A 15,012-nucleotide genomic window follows, 5' to 3' on the forward strand; every position below is an offset into this window, starting at 1 on the left:
GAAGCCATCTCGCGCCACCCCGGCGCATTCAAGGAGATGGCAGTATGGAACCCGCTTGTATGCGCCGCGACAAGGCGGCGGACTATCTCAAGGAGCGATACGGCTTCGGCTCGGCCAACACGCTTGCCAAGCTGGCGGTGATCGGCGGCGGGCCGGTGTTCCGGCGAATCGGGCGCTGGCCGGTCTATACGGCGGCGGACCTAGATGCGTGGGCAGCGTCGCGCATGTCGGCGCCGGGCCGATCGACCGCCGAAGTCGGCTCCGCGCGTAGCGCCGCATAGGAACGCCCAATGTCCGACGTAACGCCGCCGCCCGGATTGGTCGGCGAAGTGGCGCAGTTCATTTACGCTGCTGCGCCGCGCCAGATCGAAGAAGTCGCCCTTGCGGGCGCTATCGGTTTTGTCGCCGGTATCGTCGGTCGTTCCCACAATGTGAACGGGACCGGGCTAAACCAATATGTCCTAGTCCTAGCTGACACTGGAATGGGCAAGGAAGCCGCCGCATCCGGTATCGGGCAAATCATCAGCGCGCTAACGAAACCGTCGCCGGGAAACCCGTTCGGGTCGGCTCACGCGGCAAGTTTCGTTGGACCGTCCGATATGGCATCGGGTCAAGGTCTTTTGCGAACTTTGTCGCGTCGAAAGCCGCCATCGTTCGTTTCGATCGTCGGCGAATTCGGACTTCGCTTTGCCCAAATGGCGCAACCGCGCGTGAACGCCGCCGACGCCGCGCTGCTTCGCGTGATGTTGGACTTATACAACAAGAGCGGCGAAGGCCGGGTATTGGGCGAAACGGTCTATAGCGAGAAAGAACGGGATACCGCCGCGATCGTCGCGCCCGCTGTCTCATTCCTTTGCGAAAGCACGCCTAGCACCTTCTTCGAAAACCTAAGCGAAGCGATGATAACCAATGGCTTGCTTCCGCGCTTCATAATCATGGAGTTCAAAGGCAAGCGCCCCGCACGCAACAAGGAGGCTGACAAGGTTCGCCCCGAACTAGCTATGCTAGAGCGCATCGCAAATTTGATGAGTTATTGCGCCAGCGCAAATCAGAACAATTCCGTTACGCATGTCACGATGGCTTCGGACGCCGAAGAATACCTAGATCGCTTCGATTTGTATTGCGACGAACGGCACGACGAAGCCACCAATGACGTAAACCGCGAATTGTATAGTCGTGCCCACATGAAGGCGGTCAAGCTTGCCGGTCTGATTGCCGTAGGGGGCGATTTCGAAAATCCGATCGTCACGCTCGATATCGCAATGTGGGCAACCGCACAGATCGAACGCGATATCGCTCGGCTTATCGTCCGGTTCGATAGCGGCGACATTGGTGTCGTTGCCGGAAACGAGGCGAAGCAGGAACAAGCCGTTCTACGGTGCATACACGAATATCAACATGGCGAGTTCAAGCGGTTCGCCAACTACGGTGTATCCGAAGAAATGCACAACATCGGCGCCTTCACGCAAACTTACATATCGAAGCGTGTCCGCAACCTTCCCGCATTCGATGATAAAATTGGGCGCACGAAGGCAATCGAACGGGTGTTGCACAGTCTCGCCCACACTTCGGCGGTGATCCAAGAATTCTCAACCGAACAGACGCTTGCGACATTCGGCACAAGAGCGCGCACATTCATCGTCAACGACTTCGACGCTTTCAATGCCATGCTTCGGTCGCCGTAGACTGGGCATAAGAGCCGAAAACCGCAGAAATCCGCCATTTAAGAACGTAAGAAGATAGAGCAATCGGACCCCACCGCCCCCGACCCGGCGCCTTGCTGCTCAACTGTCTCTTATCTTCTTATATTCTTAAATGAAGTAAAAGATAAGGTATTACAGTAGTTTAGCTGTCCAATGGATTTCTTACCGCTCTCTTATTTCGCCGACCACCGCACGCATGGTGTGCGACTATGCGGTTCATTGTTCGGCGATTCTCGCGAAGTTTCAAACGCTTGCGGAGTGCGCGTGATCGCCGCCGAATTGTGGGCAGCATATAGGTAGCAATTAATTCGAGGCATTCGACATGACCAACGATATTCAGTTCAATGACAAGGCGCATTCGATCATTTCGGATTTGCTCGACCGCAACGAAGATCGGCTTGTTCGCAACAGGGATTGCGAACCGGAGCGGGCCAACGATCGCCTTGCATATGACTATATCATGCGATGCGCGACCATGAGCCGGGGCGCGACGACATTCATATTTCACGATGAGCGCGTCGGAACGGAGTGCTTCCTGTTCGATCTTCACGGCTCGCTCGCGAAAATTCGTTCGAAGCGTAACCGGGTCGCTTGCACGGCGCAGCTAATGCAGTTTCAGCGGGATTATTTCCCGCAATACAATTCCATTCTACGGCTCACGTATCTGAATGAACTTTCGAAGATCGATCATAGACAAAACTGCATTCTAAACGGAGTAATAAAGTTAGCTGCCGCAAAATTGCCGAACGTTCGAAGCGATATTCGACGCAAGCTTCGAAGTCTAGGTTATGGATACGATGCATTATTGGTTGCTGATGACACGCTAGAGCGGGAATTAGCTAGGCCAAGGGCAGGAATATTCACGATCTCGCTTGACAATACTTCCGAGTCGGCTTGATAAAAGGGACGGAATTAGGCTCTAACTGGCTGAATATCGTGTCTTGGACTTCGCAAAAATCGCAGGAAACAGCGCCTCCCGCGCCGACCCCCGCCCCCCGGCGGTATCGGTGCCGCTTGGACACCGCGACGGACGTGCGCCGTGAGATGCAACGCATCTACCGGGAGAGCCGGTCGCAGATGATATCGGTCGATCACGCGAGCAAATGGGCGAACATGCTGTCGCTGATCGTGCGCGCGATCGAGACGACGGAAATCGAGCGCCGACTCGACGCGATCGAGGCGCGGGGCTGATGACGCTTCGGGGCATCAAAGGCCGGTTGAGTCGGGCGGAAAGCAACGGCGGGGCCGACGACAAGGGGCCGATCCCGCGCGTCCTGTTTGTGGGCATCAACGAAACCAAGGCCGAAGCCTTGGCGCGTTTCGCCGAACAGTATCCGCACCGCCCGGCAAATCACGCGCTGCTTATCCTGCCCTCAAAGCCGCGCACGCCGGACGAAGAAGCGATCTACGAAACCCGCTTCGAATTATCGCAACGTGCCGTTGTGCAAGCCGCGCAAAGCGAGCGCCGCGCGCCCGTCGTTACGCCCGTCGCCGACGTGCCGCCGCACCTAGCCCGATATTGGAAAACTGCCCCGTCGAAAGCGTCGATCGACGCGCCGGGGAATTGGAGGCCGAAATGCTAAATCGCAACGATACCGCGCTTCGTTTTGTCGAGCGGATGCAAGTCCCGACCGGGCGCCATGCGTCGTTGGGGAAGCCCGACGAATACAGCAACGAACCGCGACGGCTTATTCAGGCGGCGAATGATGCGATGGCTAAGGCCGTCGATGTAGTCGTTCGGGTTGCCAAAGACGAAGGTCGCACCGTCGCCGCTCGAAATCATCGGGCGATGCAGGAAGCCGATGCGCTTGGCGCGACGCTCGCCAAATCGCGTGACGGCTTGCGCACCGAAGCCGATAAGGTCGAAGCTGCCGCAAGGGCGATGATCGCCGACAAGTTCACGCTCGACCCATCCCGATCGTTTTTCCACAATTTGAAGCACGCATGGGTTGCGGAAAAGTATCGCGATCCTGCCAACGGCAAAGTGGCGATCGACAAGGCAATCAAGCAGGATTTCGAACTGGCGGCGGTGATCCATTCCAACGAAGGCTATCTTTTGGGGATGAGCGATGAAGTTCGATTGAACTTCGCGTCGCACGGCCTTTTAGCGCATATTCCCGAAGCCGACGCCGAACTTGGGCGGGCCGATGCCCTTCGAACCGTTGCCGATCGCTATGACGGTGTGATTAAGGACGCGCATTCGTCGTTCTATCTGCGCGGTGCAGCGATGGCTTACGAACGGACGCACGTCGAATGAATGCGCTCGCACAACAGCGCCTTGCCGCGCTCGCCGGTTGGTTCGACCGAAACTCGCGCCAAGGTTGGACGCCGCTCGGCGACAAGCTGTTGATCGGGCAGTTCGCCGCGATCGTGCCCACAAACTTCGCCGAACCGCCGCCGGTCGTTGACTATCACCCCGACGCATTGCCGTTCTTCGTGAGCGACGAAGCTTGTGTGGGCATGTCGTTTGCCGACTTCGAAACCGGCGCCCCCGCGACGCAGGATCGCGGCGATCAGCGACTATCGCACGTGCTATGGTTGGTGAACGACGGCAAGCTGCCGCCCTTCGGCCTTGTGCCCTTGATCGACCCGCGAGAGCCGATCGGGGAGGCGGTGGCGCGGGCGGGGCTGGCGATCGACCTAGACGCCTTCCCGGTGCTGGCGGTGCCCCTGTGGCCGCTCAACGCCAACGCGCAATATGTCCTAGGGCATCGGCTCCCCTTTGCGCCCAAGCCCGGCGCCGCCGACCCAGACATGCCGACCGACCCCATGCCCGCCGGTTTCGTCGGCAGCGATCGATTCTAAGGCTTCGTCGCGCGATAGTGGTCCTTCGCTATCCGACGCAGCGGGGGAGTAGCCGTCCGGTTGCACCGAACCGGGCGGCTATTTCGTCTTAGAGGCGACCGCAACATCAATGATGCGAAGGTCGCGGGTCGGAAAAGACGAATTTTCGGCGTGTTTTCAAAGGTTCGCTGCCGATCACCGCCGCTTCGAACATTGTGGGCAGCATATGGGTAGCAATTACGTTGACGCTGGTTCGTTTTCGCTGTTCGGCCGCACTTGCGCGAGTTCCCATTTGACGTAGTTTTTGTGACCGCAGGAGCATGAGAACGAGCCAACTTCGTCATGCTTCATTTCCATGAAATAACGCCAAGGCAAATGGCATTCGGCGCGGCAAGACTCGCAATTCACGTCGATGGTTTGCGGTTCAAAATAGAAATCTTCGCCCTGCTTTTCCGTCTTCCAAGTCAGTTTGCAATTCGGATTGATGCAATGAATTTGTTGGCCGTGACGTAACAGTTTTGCCCGACGCTTGTTCTTTTCGCCGCATGCCGGGCAATCAAATGAGACTTCCATGCCGATGCCGCTAAAGGTCATCGTTCCCTTTGCGAGACGGCGAAGTTCCTCAACGACTTCCTCCACCTTCGCACGAATAGCGGTTTTGTCGCCGTAGTCGGCAATGGCATCGTCTCGGTTTTTGGGAACACGGACGTGTAGCGCCAGTTTTGCAAGTGCTTGCCACATTTTCGAGATGCGTTTCGGATCGAAGCCAATTTCCGTTCCGACTTCCACGAAATCGTCATCTTCGGGCTTAACGTCCGGATTGCGACCAACCATTAGGGTCATGGTTTCGGTGACGTTTTCGTCAACGTCGGTCATTAGCGTGTTGACGATCTGGCCGGGTTGCCACTTTTTAAGCTGATCGTGGGATATGTAGTCGTGACGCTGGCGAAGTCGGTCGTAGCACACCTTCTCTAGCGCAAGGCGTGCTTCGAGCGCGGCATACGTGACGCTTTGATCGGTATCCTGATCGAGCAAAGCCGTGATGCGTTCAATGATCGGTGGAATATTGAGCATGGCACGAGCCAGTTAGCCGAAGCCGATCCGCTTCGGTGGACGACCGCCATTCGTCCAAAAATCGAGCGCATCGCAGATATGGCCGTATGTGTCTTCCGCGATCGATTTCATCGCGGCAAGTAGCTTCGCGTCGTCCTTCATGTCGAATGAAAGCGCGCCGTTCATCATTGGCGAATTCAGGGTTAGTTCCGTCCCGTCGCGATCGATATCGATCGGCCAAACGATGACAACGTTCGGCAACACGGCGGGACCGGCCTCAAGCTGGATACCAAGCCCAATCGTTTTGCCCTGTTCGCTGGACGTGACGGCATCATGTGGGCTGTCAACGCGCTCATAGCGATCATATTCGGGCGTTGGGCCATGATCGAATTTGTAGAAATAGATGCTAGATTCGTCGCAACCGCAGCTTTGTGCGACTTCGTGTCGAAGCACCGCCGCGATCCGATAATGCACCAAACGTTCGTCGCCGCCGCGTTCTAACACGGCCTTGAACTTATGGCTGATTGTCGCCCAACGATCGGCGCTACTGGCTTCGGCCATCTTCCAATTCCTTCGGGGCTTCGTCGCTCGGCACCTTACTGTCCGTTTCGATCGATATTTCGCAACCGATTTCGCGGAGCCGGTCTTGTTCGTCCCGACTGATTTTCAGTGCGCCATCGAATTTCAGCGAGAATTTGCCGCCCTTCTTTGCGAACGGCTTCAATGTGCGGTAGATGCCCGCCAGCAATAGCCCTGTTTTCGCGGCGTCGTTGACGATGATCCAAATTTGATGGGCTTCGGTGAGCGCCGCCGACTTATTTAGGTCTTCGGTGATGCTAAAGCTATCGTCGCCATCCGCCTCGGCCTTGTTGGCGAATGCCCACAACGCATCGCTCGCCTCGTCGTCGTTCGTCCGGATACCGATATCGGCGTGATCGCCCCACGTATCGAGCATTGCAGCACCCCCGTTCGCTGTTTGAAGCGGCATTTCGACGCGCGACGAAGGTAAGTGCGAGGCCGAATCTTTCCAAGGTTTCGGCGGGTAGCGCGACAAGCGCAACTGCTACCCATATGCTACCCGTAAGAGCCGTTTCGGCGACCACAGCGCGGGCGTCGCTGCTAATTTGTTGTTTTTGCTCTCTGAAATTGGTCGGGGCGACAGGATTCGAACCTGCGACCCCCACACCCCCAGTGTGATGCGCTACCAGGCTGCGCTACGCCCCGACCAGGCGAGGCCGCCTGTCGAGGCGGCTTCGGAAGGCGGGCGTCTAGGGCGTCGGGGGCGGGGATGCAAGCGGTAGCGCGCCGCGTGCCGTGCGGCGGACACGGCACGCCGGTTGCGTGGCCGCGCGCATGGTGATAGCGCGCGGCGCTTGATGCCGGCGCCTGGTATATCCGGGTTTTTCGGGGGAACGCGCCGGACCCGCCTTATCGAATCAGGACGACGATGCTCATTCCTTCCGCTTACGCCCAAGCCGCCGCGACCGCGCCGGCCCCCGCCGCCGATGCGTTCGGCGGAACCGCGATGTTCCTGATGCAGATGCTGCTGATCGGCGTGGTCTTCTACTTCCTGATGATCCGCCCGCAGCAGAAGCGCGCCAAGGCGCTGCGTGATTCGCTGGCGGCGATCAAGAAGAACGACCAGGTCATCACGTCGGGCGGCATCCTGGGCAAGGTGAGCAAGGTCGCCGACCCCTATGTCGAGCTCGAAGTGGCGCAGGGCGTGAAGATCCAGGTGGTCAAGGCGACCATCACCGAAGTGATCCAGCCCGTGTCGAACAAGCCGGCCAACGACTGATGCTCGATTTCCCGCGCTGGAAGGTCTGGTCGATCGTCGCGGTGCTGGTGGCGCTGTGCGCGCTGGCGGTGCCGAGCTTCTTTTCGGAGGACCAGACCAAGGGTTGGCCGGTCCATCCCCGCATCAACCTGGGTCTCGACCTCGCCGGCGGCAGCTACCTGCTGCTCGAGGCGAATACCGACGACCTCATCAAGACGCTGGTGAACAACAAAGCGCAGGACGTCATCAACGAGATGCGCCGCGCGCCCGCGATCAAGACGGGGACGGTCTCGACCGACGGCGGCAAGGTCAGCTTCATGCTGCAGAATGTCGGCCAGCTCGAAGATGCGCGCCAGCGGCTGCTCTCGATCACCGGCGGCGGCGCGGGCATGACCGGCCAGCGCGTGTGGGACATCGCCGTCGTCAATTCGTCGACCTTCGTGCTGACCCCGACCAAGGCGGGTACCGACCAGCTCATCAAGGATGCGATGAACTCCGCGACCGAGGTCGTGCGCACGCGCATCGACAAGCTCGGCACGCGCGAGCCGACCATCCAGCAGCAGGGCGGCAACCGCATCATCGTCCAGGTCCCGGGCCTGAAGGACCCCGCCGCGCTGAAGGAACTGCTCGGCAAGACCGCCAAGCTCGAGTTCAAGATGGTCGACGAACGGCCCTACACGCCGGGCATGGTCGTGCCGCCCGACGACGAGGTGCTGCCGTACAAGGAAGGCCCGCCGGGCTCGAAAATCCTGGTCCAGCGCCAGGCGGTCATCACCGGCGACCAGCTGACCTCGGCCAAGCAGGCGTACAAGCAGGAGGACAACAGCCCGATCGTCGACTTCAGCTTCGACAGCGTCGGCGGCAAGAAGTTCGCGCAGGTGACGCAGGTCAATATCGGCCGGCGCTTCGCCGTGGTGGTCGACGGCGAAGTGATCTCGGCGCCGCGCATCAACTCCGCGATCCTGGGCGGCTCCGGCTATATCGAGGGCAGCTTCACCGTCGCCTCGGCCAACACGCTGGCGATCGCGCTGTCGTCGGGCAAGCTGACCGTGCCGTTGAAGGTGGTCGAGGAATCGAGTGTCGGTCCCGACCTCGGCAAGGACTCGATCAACGCCGGGATCAAGGCGTCGATCATCGCGGTCGTGCTGGTCGTGCTGTTCATGCTGGCGACGTACGGCCGGTTCGGCATCTATGCCGACTGGGCGGTGGTCATCAACGTGCTGGTCATCATGGGCGTGCTGGCGGTCATCAACGGGACGCTGACGCTGCCGGGCATCGCCGGCTTCGTGCTGACGATCGGCACCGCGGTGGACGCGAACGTGCTCATCAACGAGCGTATCCGCGAGGAACGCCGGCGCGGGCGCAGCGTGATCCAGTCGGTCGAACTGGGTTACAAGGAAGCCAGCCGCACCATCTTCGAGGCGAACATGACGCACGCCATTTCGGGCGTCATCATGTTCCTGCTCGGCTCGGGCCCGGTCAAGGGGTTCGCGGTCGTCCTCCTGATCGGCATCGCGACCAGCGTGTTCACCGCCGTCACCTTCACCCGGATGCTCGTCGTCCTCTGGCTGCGGAAGAACCGTCCGCAGACCATCAACATATGACCGCTCCCATCATCGTCGCCCCGGCGCAGGCCGGGGCCGCCGCGTTTCGGCCGGCCCCTTGCAACATAACGACCCCGGCCTCCGCCGGGGTGACGGGTTAGATTATGCGCCTGCTCAAGATCGTTCCCGACAACACCAACATCGATTTCGTCCGCCTGCGCTACTGGGCGTTCGGACTTACCGCGCTGCTGACGCTGGCGGCGATCGCGCTGGTGCCGCTGAAGGGCCTCAACATGGGCGTCGATTTCGCCGGTGGCCTGATGATCGAATACAAGTTCGCGACGCCGCCGGGCGTCGACCAGGTGCGGAGTTCGGTCGATCGCCTCGGCCTGGGCGACGCCGCGCTGCAACAGCTCGGCGATCCCAACCGCCTGTCGATCCGCCTGCCGGTGCAGCAGGGCGGCGAGGACGCGACCAACGTGGCGGTGACCAAGGTCACCAACGAGCTCGCGAAGGACTTCCCGGGCTCGTCGTTTCAACGCCAATCGACCGTTTCCGGCAAGGTTTCGGGCGAATTGATCCGTAACGGCGTTCTCGCCGTGGTGCTCGCGGTGATCGGCATCTGCCTCTTCGCGATCTTCCGCTTCGAATGGCAGTTCGGCGTGTCGACCGGGGTCGCGATCCTGCACGACGTATTGATGACGCTCGGCTTCTTCGCGCTGACGCAGTTCGAGTTCGACCTCAATATCGTCGCCGCCGTGCTGACCATCATCGGCTATTCGATCAACGACAAGATCGTCATCGACGATCGCATCCGCGAGAATATGCGCCGCTACCGCAAGATGGATATGCGTGAAATCATCAACCTGAGCGTCAACGAGACGCTGCCACGCACCGTCATGACCTCGCTGACGATCCTGCTGGCGCTGTTCTCGCTGCTGATCTTCGGCGGGCACGTGCTGCGCGGCTTCACCGCGGCGATGATTCTGGGCGTGTTCGTCGGGACCTATTCGTCGATCTACGTGTCGTCGTCGCTGCTCATCACGCTGGGCCTGCGGGCCGAGCCGGTCGCCGATGCGCGCGGCAAGCCCGCCGGCGAGCGAGTCGGCTGATGCGGATGGACCGGGCCCGCGCCGACGGGCCGGTCGTCGCCGGAATGTCGCCGCAGGGATTTCGCGTCGACGAGAACGTCTATCGCGCACTGACGCTGACGCCGCAGCGCGCCGATGGCTGGACGCCGCCGCCGCTCGTAGCGCTCGACGAGGCGGCGCTGGCGGCGATCCTCACGCTCGATCCGAAGCCCGAATTCCTGCTGCTCGGCACCGGCGCGACGCTGGTGCGACCGCCGCCGCCGTTCGTCGCGGCGCTGACCGTGCGCGGCATCGGGCTGGAGGCGATGGACAGCCGCGCCGCCGCGCGCGCCTGGGGCGTATTGCGGGGCGAGGGGCGCTGGATCGTAGCGGCGTTCTACCCGATCGCCTGACGCGGCACCGGCACGCTTGATCGCACCGTGGCGCGCGATAAGCTTCCCGCGACGGAATCACCTGGGGAGGGGTTGGCATGCGACAGTGGTTGACGATCGGTGCGCTGATGGCGGCGGCACCAGCGCTGGCACAGACGACGGCGGTGCCTGCGCCGGTGGCCGGTGCTCCGGCAGTGCAAGCGGTGCCGGCCGCACCGGTCTACGCGCCGATCCCGGCACCGGTCTACACCAACGACGATGCGTGGCTGTGCCGACCGGGTCGCAAGGACGCCTGTGCGGCCGACCAGACCGTCACCGTCATCCAGGCCAACGGCCGGCGCAGCATCGCCAGGTTTAAGGCCGATCCGCAACCCGCTTACGACTGCTTCTACGTCTATCCGACGGTGTCGCTCGACCCGACACCCAACAGCGACCTCAACATCGGTGACGAGGAACGCGCGGTCGCGGCGTCGCAGGCGGCGCGGTTCACGTCGAAGTGCCGCGTCTATGCGCCGATGTATCGCCAGGTCACGCTGACCGCGTTGCGCGACATGCTGGCGGGCAAGGCGACCCAGGCCGATCGCAGGCTCGCCTTCCTCGACGTGCAGGCGGCGTGGTACGATTACTGGAAGCGGTCGAACGGCGGGCGCGGCGTCGTGCTGATCGGGCACAGCCAGGGCGCCGGCATCCTGAAGCAGCTCGTCGCCGACACGATCGAGCAGAATCCCGACATGCGCCGCAACATGATTGCCGCCTATCTGATCGGCACCAACGTCGCGGTCCCGGCGGGCGGCGAGTTGGGCGGCGACTTCAAACGGACCAAGCCATGCCGGACGACCGACCAGTTCGGCTGCTTCGTCAGCTATGCGAGCTTTCGCGCCGATTCGCCGCCGCCGGCCAACAGCCGGTTCGGCGTGATCGCCGATCGCCCGGGCATGGTTGCGGCCTGCACCAATCCGGCGGCGCTCGGTGGCGGCAAGGTGGTCAGCGATGCGATCTTCGGCGCGAAGGGGGCGGGGCTGGCCTCGGCGCCGATGGGTCCGTGGACCAGCGACGGCGCGCCGGTGACGACGCCGTTCGTGTCGGTGCCCGGGCTGATCTCGACCGAGTGCGTATCGAACGGCGGGTTCAACTACCTCGCCGTGACGGTCAATGCCGATCCCAAGGACCCGCGCACCGACACGATCGTCGGCGACGTGATGATTAACGGGATGGTCGCGAAGGAATGGGGCCTGCACCTGATCGACATGCCGGTCGAGATGGGCAACCTCGTGTCGCTCAGCGAGCGTCAGGCGGCGGCATGGCGCGGGACGCCGATGCCGGCGTCGCGGCGGTAAGGAAAGGCGCTCGCGGTCGTCAGCGTGCCGCGGCGACCAGCCCCGCCAGATGGTCGTACAGTCCGGCGGCGTTCGCCGCCCAGGTGAAGCGCTCCGCCCCCGCGCGGGCGGCCGCTTGCGGGGTGCGATCGGCCAGCACCGCGGCGATGCCCGAGGCGAACCCGGCCGCCGAGCGGCCGACGATCCGGCCATAGGCGCGCTCGGTCACGACCTCGGTCGCGCCGCCGACATCGGGAATGACGATCGGCGTGCCGCACGCCAGCGCCTCGATCCAGGCATTGGCGAGACCCTCGCTCGTGGACGCCAGCGCCATCACGTCGGCCGCGCCGAGCAGTTCGGCCATCTCGCCATGCGGCACAGCGCCGAGCAATGTCACGCGATCTTGCAGTCCGAGCTCGGCGATCAACTCGGTCAAAGCGCTGCGCCGGTTGCCTTCGCCCGCGATCATCAGCCGCGCGTTGGGCAGTGACTTCATCGCGGCGACCACGATCTCGTGCCCCTTGCGTTCGATCAGCGCGCCGTTGGAAACGATCAGCGGCCCGTTGACCTTTAGCGCCGCCTTGGCCGCACCGCGATCGCGCGGCGCGAAGGTGCCGAGGTCGACTCCGGTGCGGTGCACACGGATGCGGTCGGCGGGCATGCCCATCGCCACCATGTCGCGCTTCATCGCGTCCGACACTGCGAGCAGGCCGGCGGCCTCCAGCCCGGCGCTACGCACCTGGCGCGCTGTCGCGGCGGCGTTGCCCCAATGGTGGATGTCGCTGCCGCGCGCCTTGATCGACACCGGCACGCCGAACGCCCTGCCCAGGACAGCTGCGGCCGGACCGTCGGGAAAGAAAAACGAAGCGTCGATCACGTCGAACGCGAATTCGCGCCGCAGGTCGCGGAGCAGCGGCAGCAGGGCGCGCGTCAGCGACCTGGCATGAAACCGCCCGCCCGTCCCCGGCACCGCGAGGAAGCGCGGGCGATAGACGTCGAGCCCCTTCCACTGTTCGCCGAGCGGCAGCTTGGCGAGCGCCGCGTGCCGCCCGCGCAGCGACAGCGGCGCCGGCGGCAGACCGACCGGCGCGACGACGCGCAGCTCGACGTCAGGATGCGCGGCGAGCCCGAGCGTCTGGCGCTCGACGAAGATGCCGAAATTGCGCCGCGTCGCATCGGGAAACAGGGTCGACAAAGTGAGGACGCGCAGCATGACGGCGCACCTTAGCGGCGAAATGGTTAACGCGGACGAAACCGTCCGGCGGATACGACCTATCCTGGGTTAGATCCGCCGATCGCCGGGATAGGCGAACAATATGTCGCTGCCTGCCTCCGCATAGATATGTGCGGTCCCGGTCACGGTGACGCATTCGCCCGCGCGCCACGCGACGCCATCGGCTACGCCCGCACCCTTCAGCGGTGTCAGCCAGGCGGTCACGCCATCGGGCAAGGTGACCTCGCGATCGCCGCCCGCCCAGCGTTCGAGCACGAATTTCGGCCCTTCGACCAGGATCGTGCGACCCTCGCCGACTTCGCCGACGATCGGTTGCGGGGTGATCGGGTTGGGGTCGGCGACCGCCAGCCCGTCGTCCAGGTGCAGTTCGCGGTCTGAGCCGTAATCGTAGAGGCGATAGGTGAGGTCGACGTTCTGCTGCGTCTCGACCAGCGTGATGCCGCCGCCGATCGCGTGGATCGTGCCGGCGGGGCAGTAGAGGAAATCGCCCGCCTTGACCGGTTTCCAGTCGAGCATGTCGACGATCGACCCGTCCTCCGCGCCCTGGCGCAACGCCTCCCGCGTGGTCGGCTCCTTCGTGCCCATGGCGATCGTCGCGCCCGGTTCGGCGTCGAGGATCACCCAGCATTCGTCCTTGCCGCGCGGGAAGCCGGCCTTCTGCGCCTCGGCATCGGTCGGATGGTCCTGCACCGACAGCCGCTCGCCGGGGAACAGATATTTGATGAGCAGTTCGGGCTTGCCGGCATCGGGCGTCTGGAACCAGATCTCGCCGATCGGCGGCGCATCGGGCGCGGGGTTGGCGAAGCCGGGCCACAGATCGTGGCGACCCCACGGTTTCTCGACTCGCTTGGTGGCCAACAGGGTCGCGGTCATCGGCAATCGTGCTCCTGATTGAAGATAGCGGCCCGCCAACGCGCAGGCCAGCGGATGCGATCCCCTGACGCTGCCGCGAAAAAGCCACAAGCGAAAACCATTGTTCGCATCCCCGCCGCTCGGCTAAGGCACCTTTCCATGCGTATCTCCTATCGTCCGATCGTCCTCGCGCTGACCGCTGTCGCCATTCTTCCCGTCGCGGGCTGTGCCGGCCGGGGCGGCCTGAAGAAGGGCGACCTGCCCTATGTCGCGCGCGACGTCGGCACACTCTACACGCTGGCGAAGCGCCGGCTCGACCAGGGCCGCTACAAGGAAGCGGCGCAGCTGTTCGACGAGGTCGAGCGCCAGCATCCCTATTCGATCTGGGCCCGCCGCGCGCAGCTGATGAGCGCGTTCAGCTATTACATGGACCGCAGCTACACCGAATCGATCCAGGCGGCGCAGCGCTTCATCTCGGTCCATCCGGGCAACCGCGACGCGGCCTATGCCTATTATCTCGTCTCGCTCGGCTATTACGAACAGATCGCCGACGTGACGCGCGACCAGAAGATCACGCAGCAGGCGCAGGACGCGCTGGGCGAAGTGGTGCGGCGTTTCCCGACCTCCAAATACGCCGCCGACGCGCGGTTGAAGATCGATCTGGTCCGCGATCACCTGGCCGGCAAGGAAATGGAGATCGGTCGCTTCTACGAGACGCGCGGGCAATGGCTGGCGGCGACGCTCCGCTTCCGCGCGGTGATCGACAATTACCAGACGACGACCCACACGCCCGAAGCGCTGATGCGGTTGACCGAGACCTATCTGGCGCTCGGCGTGCCCGAACAGGCGCAGAAGGCGGCGGCGGTGCTCGGCGCCAACTACCCCGGCACCGACTGGTACAAGCACGCCTACGACCTGATGCAGAAGCATCCGTACAAGCCGGTCGCGCCGCTGGCAGCCGGCGAGCCGGCGATCCCGCTCGGCATGAAGGATGCGCAGCCGGTCGCGCCGGGCACCCCGGGCGTCGCCGCCAAGGACGAAGGGCGCGGCTCGACCGGGACCAGCAACACCGGCGGTGCCGGCAACCTGCCGAAGTAAGGCGTTTTCCTACAGGACATCGACCTGATATCCCCGCCGGCGGCGCAGGCCGTCGCGCGAGAGGAGGTTCGGTGGCGCGGGTAGTACGGGGCGCGGGAGGTCGCGCGCGGGGGCGACCCGGCGTGATGGAAGCGTCGCGGCCGGTATCCGCACCTCGCCGATTGCGTGAAGTTCGCCCGGCACCTGACC

18 protein-coding genes and 1 tRNA gene are annotated in these 15,012 nt (G+C 63.0%); 13 read left to right on the top strand and 6 right to left on the bottom strand.

Annotation, left to right across the window (positions count from 1 at the left end):
* The first annotated feature begins 44 nt into the window (after window positions 1-44).
* The 7 genes from J0I47_RS00205 (at window position 45) to J0I47_RS00235 (ending at window position 4,508) form a co-directional block, all read left to right on the top strand.
* The gene (locus tag J0I47_RS00205) at window positions 45-281 is read left to right on the top strand and encodes a DNA-binding protein (RefSeq protein WP_294044427.1); all 237 of its coding nucleotides are present in this window, start codon (window positions 45-47) and stop codon (window positions 279-281) included.
* A 9-nt stretch (window positions 282-290) separates the two neighbouring features.
* A complete protein-coding gene (locus tag J0I47_RS00210; protein WP_294044428.1) occupies window positions 291-1,685 on the top strand; it encodes a DUF3987 domain-containing protein in 1,395 nt (464 codons plus the stop codon).
* Between the two features lie 340 nt (window positions 1,686-2,025).
* Entirely contained in the window at window positions 2,026-2,601 is a 576-nt protein-coding gene (locus J0I47_RS00215; RefSeq protein ID WP_294044429.1) for a hypothetical protein, read from the top strand.
* A gap of 116 nt (window positions 2,602-2,717) precedes the next feature.
* Window positions 2,718-2,894, top strand: a complete 177-nt coding sequence (locus J0I47_RS00220; protein WP_294044430.1) for a hypothetical protein — start codon at window positions 2,718-2,720, stop codon at window positions 2,892-2,894.
* A complete protein-coding gene (locus tag J0I47_RS00225) occupies window positions 2,894-3,286 on the top strand; it encodes a hypothetical protein (RefSeq protein WP_294044431.1) in 393 nt (130 codons plus the stop codon). The genes J0I47_RS00220 and J0I47_RS00225 overlap by 1 nt, the downstream gene beginning before the upstream one ends.
* Complete coding sequence (locus J0I47_RS00230; protein ID WP_294044432.1) at window positions 3,280-3,960, top strand: hypothetical protein; 681 nt, start codon at window positions 3,280-3,282, stop codon at window positions 3,958-3,960. The genes J0I47_RS00225 and J0I47_RS00230 overlap by 7 nt, the downstream gene beginning before the upstream one ends.
* Window positions 3,957-4,508 (top strand): hypothetical protein, encoded by a 552-nt coding sequence (locus J0I47_RS00235; RefSeq protein WP_294044433.1) that lies wholly within the window; start codon window positions 3,957-3,959, stop codon window positions 4,506-4,508. Before J0I47_RS00230 ends, J0I47_RS00235 begins: the two co-directional genes overlap by 4 nt.
* A 216-nt stretch (window positions 4,509-4,724) precedes the next feature.
* Here J0I47_RS00235 and J0I47_RS00240 read toward each other — a convergent pair whose 3' ends face one another.
* The 4 genes from J0I47_RS00240 to J0I47_RS00255 all read right to left on the bottom strand — a co-directional run bounded on the left by J0I47_RS00240 (window position 4,725) and on the right by J0I47_RS00255 (window position 6,764).
* Window positions 4,725-5,561 carry a hypothetical protein gene (locus J0I47_RS00240; protein WP_294044434.1) on the bottom strand — a complete coding sequence of 279 codons (837 nt, stop codon included), beginning with the start codon at window positions 5,559-5,561 and terminating at the stop codon, window positions 4,725-4,727.
* 12 nt (window positions 5,562-5,573) lie between these two features.
* Window positions 5,574-6,101 carry a hypothetical protein gene (locus J0I47_RS00245; protein WP_294044435.1) on the bottom strand — a complete coding sequence of 176 codons (528 nt, stop codon included), beginning with the start codon at window positions 6,099-6,101 and terminating at the stop codon, window positions 5,574-5,576.
* Entirely contained in the window at window positions 6,085-6,495 is a 411-nt protein-coding gene (locus J0I47_RS00250; protein WP_294044436.1) for a hypothetical protein, read from the bottom strand. The genes J0I47_RS00245 and J0I47_RS00250 overlap by 17 nt, the downstream gene beginning before the upstream one ends.
* A 192-nt stretch (window positions 6,496-6,687) precedes the next feature.
* Window positions 6,688-6,764 (bottom strand) — tRNA-Pro (locus J0I47_RS00255).
* A 223-nt stretch (window positions 6,765-6,987) separates the two neighbouring features.
* On the opposite strand from J0I47_RS00255, the gene yajC reads away from it, so the two are divergent.
* From yajC to J0I47_RS00280, 5 genes are all read left to right on the top strand, one after another.
* The gene (gene yajC / locus J0I47_RS00260; protein WP_294044437.1) at window positions 6,988-7,338 is read left to right on the top strand and encodes a preprotein translocase subunit YajC; all 351 of its coding nucleotides are present in this window, start codon (window positions 6,988-6,990) and stop codon (window positions 7,336-7,338) included.
* On the top strand, window positions 7,338-8,921 hold the full coding sequence (gene secD / locus J0I47_RS00265) for a protein translocase subunit SecD (protein WP_294044438.1): 1,584 nt from the start codon (window positions 7,338-7,340) through the stop codon (window positions 8,919-8,921). The genes yajC and secD overlap by 1 nt, the downstream gene beginning before the upstream one ends.
* 104 nt (window positions 8,922-9,025) lie before the next feature.
* A complete protein-coding gene (gene secF / locus J0I47_RS00270; RefSeq protein ID WP_294044439.1) occupies window positions 9,026-9,973 on the top strand; it encodes a protein translocase subunit SecF in 948 nt (315 codons plus the stop codon).
* Window positions 9,973-10,344: an Mth938-like domain-containing protein gene (locus J0I47_RS00275; RefSeq protein WP_294044440.1), complete on the top strand. Its 372-nt coding sequence runs from the start codon at window positions 9,973-9,975 to the stop codon at window positions 10,342-10,344. The genes secF and J0I47_RS00275 overlap by 1 nt, the downstream gene beginning before the upstream one ends.
* 77 nt (window positions 10,345-10,421) lie before the next feature.
* Window positions 10,422-11,660, top strand: coding sequence for a DUF3089 domain-containing protein (locus J0I47_RS00280; RefSeq protein WP_294044441.1), 1,239 nt, complete (start codon window positions 10,422-10,424; stop codon window positions 11,658-11,660).
* 19 nt (window positions 11,661-11,679) lie between these two features.
* Here the strand turns inward: J0I47_RS00280 and J0I47_RS00285 are convergent, their stop codons facing one another.
* On the bottom strand, window positions 11,680-12,852 hold the full coding sequence (locus tag J0I47_RS00285; protein ID WP_294044442.1) for a glycosyltransferase: 1,173 nt from the start codon (window positions 12,850-12,852) through the stop codon (window positions 11,680-11,682).
* 69 nt (window positions 12,853-12,921) lie between these two features.
* Window positions 12,922-13,746: a class I mannose-6-phosphate isomerase gene (locus tag J0I47_RS00290; protein ID WP_294044443.1), complete on the bottom strand. Its 825-nt coding sequence runs from the start codon at window positions 13,744-13,746 to the stop codon at window positions 12,922-12,924.
* A 138-nt stretch (window positions 13,747-13,884) separates the two neighbouring features.
* Here J0I47_RS00290 and J0I47_RS00295 point away from each other — a divergent pair, with 138 nt between their 5' ends.
* Complete coding sequence (locus J0I47_RS00295) at window positions 13,885-14,823, top strand: outer membrane protein assembly factor BamD (RefSeq protein WP_294044444.1); 939 nt, start codon at window positions 13,885-13,887, stop codon at window positions 14,821-14,823.
* Window positions 14,824-15,012 lie beyond the last annotated feature (189 nt).

Origin of the sequence: Sphingomonas sp. (assembly GCF_017304635.1) — a bacterium.
Taxonomy (GTDB): domain Bacteria; phylum Pseudomonadota; class Alphaproteobacteria; order Sphingomonadales; family Sphingomonadaceae; genus Sphingomonas.

Coding starts and splice junctions, on each gene's coding strand:
- J0I47_RS00290 (WP_294044443.1), bottom strand. CDS start 13,746: ATGACCGCGACCCTGTTGGCCACCAAGCGAGTCGAGAAACCGTGGGGT.
- J0I47_RS00205 (WP_294044427.1), top strand. CDS start 45: ATGGAACCCGCTTGTATGCGCCGCGACAAGGCGGCGGACTATCTCAAG.
- J0I47_RS00230 (WP_294044432.1), top strand. CDS start 3,280: ATGCTAAATCGCAACGATACCGCGCTTCGTTTTGTCGAGCGGATGCAA.
- J0I47_RS00285 (WP_294044442.1), bottom strand. CDS start 12,852: ATGCTGCGCGTCCTCACTTTGTCGACCCTGTTTCCCGATGCGACGCGG.
- secD (WP_294044438.1), top strand. CDS start 7,338: ATGCTCGATTTCCCGCGCTGGAAGGTCTGGTCGATCGTCGCGGTGCTG.
- J0I47_RS00225 (WP_294044431.1), top strand. CDS start 2,894: ATGACGCTTCGGGGCATCAAAGGCCGGTTGAGTCGGGCGGAAAGCAAC.
- J0I47_RS00275 (WP_294044440.1), top strand. CDS start 9,973: ATGCGGATGGACCGGGCCCGCGCCGACGGGCCGGTCGTCGCCGGAATG.
- J0I47_RS00295 (WP_294044444.1), top strand. CDS start 13,885: ATGCGTATCTCCTATCGTCCGATCGTCCTCGCGCTGACCGCTGTCGCC.
- J0I47_RS00215 (WP_294044429.1), top strand. CDS start 2,026: ATGACCAACGATATTCAGTTCAATGACAAGGCGCATTCGATCATTTCG.
- J0I47_RS00210 (WP_294044428.1), top strand. CDS start 291: ATGTCCGACGTAACGCCGCCGCCCGGATTGGTCGGCGAAGTGGCGCAG.
- J0I47_RS00235 (WP_294044433.1), top strand. CDS start 3,957: ATGAATGCGCTCGCACAACAGCGCCTTGCCGCGCTCGCCGGTTGGTTC.
- yajC (WP_294044437.1), top strand. CDS start 6,988: ATGCTCATTCCTTCCGCTTACGCCCAAGCCGCCGCGACCGCGCCGGCC.
- J0I47_RS00245 (WP_294044435.1), bottom strand. CDS start 6,101: ATGGCCGAAGCCAGTAGCGCCGATCGTTGGGCGACAATCAGCCATAAG.
- J0I47_RS00250 (WP_294044436.1), bottom strand. CDS start 6,495: ATGCTCGATACGTGGGGCGATCACGCCGATATCGGTATCCGGACGAAC.
- J0I47_RS00240 (WP_294044434.1), bottom strand. CDS start 5,561: ATGCTCAATATTCCACCGATCATTGAACGCATCACGGCTTTGCTCGAT.
- J0I47_RS00280 (WP_294044441.1), top strand. CDS start 10,422: ATGCGACAGTGGTTGACGATCGGTGCGCTGATGGCGGCGGCACCAGCG.
- secF (WP_294044439.1), top strand. CDS start 9,026: ATGCGCCTGCTCAAGATCGTTCCCGACAACACCAACATCGATTTCGTC.